Here is a 1859-nt window from a genome sequence, read left to right on the forward strand (position 1 = left end):
GAGAGGTGATAGTGCAACTGTAGGTGGGTTAACTTTTACTGCAAATAGTGATTTAACAGCGTCTCAGGTTGCCAGTATTTTTTATCAAAAGATTACAAATAGTAGCAATAGCGCTGCTGGCAACTTTACTAATAGCTTTCAAGGTGGTTATAACTTAGCGAGCCCCGGTTCTAGTAATGCAGTGACCTTTACTGCAACAGCAACTGGGCCAAACTCGATTTCGGTTAGCGGCAATATTGCAAGTACAACTACCGCAATCACCTCTGCGAATGTAGCTAGCACCCGAACAGGGGTGACCTATGTAGCACCTTCTTATGCCCAACAAACCATTAGCTTGAATGCTATGGCGCCTGGTGATACTGCTACTCTTGGTGGTTTAAGATTTACTGCCAATACTGGTTTGACGACAGCCGAAGTAGCAGCAGTCTTTGCGCAAAAAATTAATAACCCTAGTAGTTCTCCTACAGGAGGCTATTTTAATAATAGCTTCATAGGTGGTTTTAGCGCCGTTGACAATAGTAATGGTACTGTGACTTTGAATGGAAACGCAGTAGGGCCGATGAGTGCAATTGTCGTAAGTTCTACCTTGTCTTCCGCTATTAGGCCTGCATTGAGTGCTAGTGACATAACCATTATTGCTCCCGGAGGTCCTTCTTCAGCTGCCCAGTTTTCGGTTGTATTGCATTCCCTTGCAGCAGGTGAAACTGCTACGGTTGGAGGCCTGACATTTACAGCGAGCTCTAATGTAACGGCAACTCAAGTTGCTGATCTTTTTGCAGCTAAAATTAATTCAAATACAAATAGTTCTTCAGGTACATTTTTGAATGCGTTCTCGGGTGGGTTTACTGCAACATCATCTGGCATGGGAAATCTATCTCTAAATGGAACTTCATTTGGTACGAGAACAATGGAGGTTAGTGGTAGAACTGTAAGTGCAACCATTACTCAGTCCTCAGATGTCTCTATTTCTGTAACAGGTAACTACTCAAGCTCAGGCAACTATGCCCAGCAGTTGATTCAGATGCGAGCCTTGTCTGCTGGCGAGACTGAAACTTTAGGGGGTCTCACTCTTACCGCAAATTCAAGTATGACGGCAAGAGATGTGGCGATTGCATTTTTAAATAAACAGCAATACAACTCAGATCCGCCTTCAAGTGCTGGCTCCTTTAGCGGTACTAGTTTTACTTATGGCTCGCAATTCTCTTTAAATAACTACAACGTAACCCTTGGACAACTTTCTGCAAATGCTTCTAGTCCAGGCCCTAGGGATTTATTACCCGCATCTGGAACTGTATCCGGAGGTAGTGGAAATACTGCTTTAAGCGCGTCTGATGTAACGACCATTTCCGTTGGAACTGATAGCCAAGCCGGGGCCTATGCTCAACAAACTGTGCAGTTTCATGATCTGTTTTCTAGCGAGAGCGTTACTGTTGGTGGCCTTACCTTTCATGCCAACACGTTTGTAAATGCAGCTACCGTAGCAAATAATTTCTCTGCGCGAATGAGTAGCAATACTAGCTCACCTACAGGCGGATATTTCAGCGGCTCATTTTCAGCTTCCTTTACCCCAGGGTCTATATCAAGCGGTGCTTTATCAATTACTGGTTCTTATTACGGGCCACAGAGTGCAATATCAGTTAGTGGAAGTTCGAGCAGTATCCCGTCTAATAACGCTTACTTATCATCCTCTAACGTTACAACTGTAGTTACTGGTTTTGCTGGAACCTCTGGTGTCTACGCACAGCAAACAGTGAGCCTGAATGCATTAAACACTGGCGATGTTGCAACTATTGGCGGGTTGACATTTACTGCTGCTAAAGATTTGACTGCAACAGAAGTTGCGCAAATGTTTGCAGATA

General features: G+C 44.1%; 1 protein-coding gene. It reads left to right on the forward strand.

Features of this window, described 5'->3' with window-relative positions:
- Window positions 1–1859 (forward strand): hypothetical protein (locus VC178_RS04390; protein ID WP_323481711.1); only part of this gene is annotated, 1859 nt, incomplete at both ends.

The organism is Polynucleobacter sp. AP-Sanab-80-C2 (assembly GCF_035012965.1).
Classification (GTDB): domain Bacteria; phylum Pseudomonadota; class Gammaproteobacteria; order Burkholderiales; family Burkholderiaceae; genus Polynucleobacter.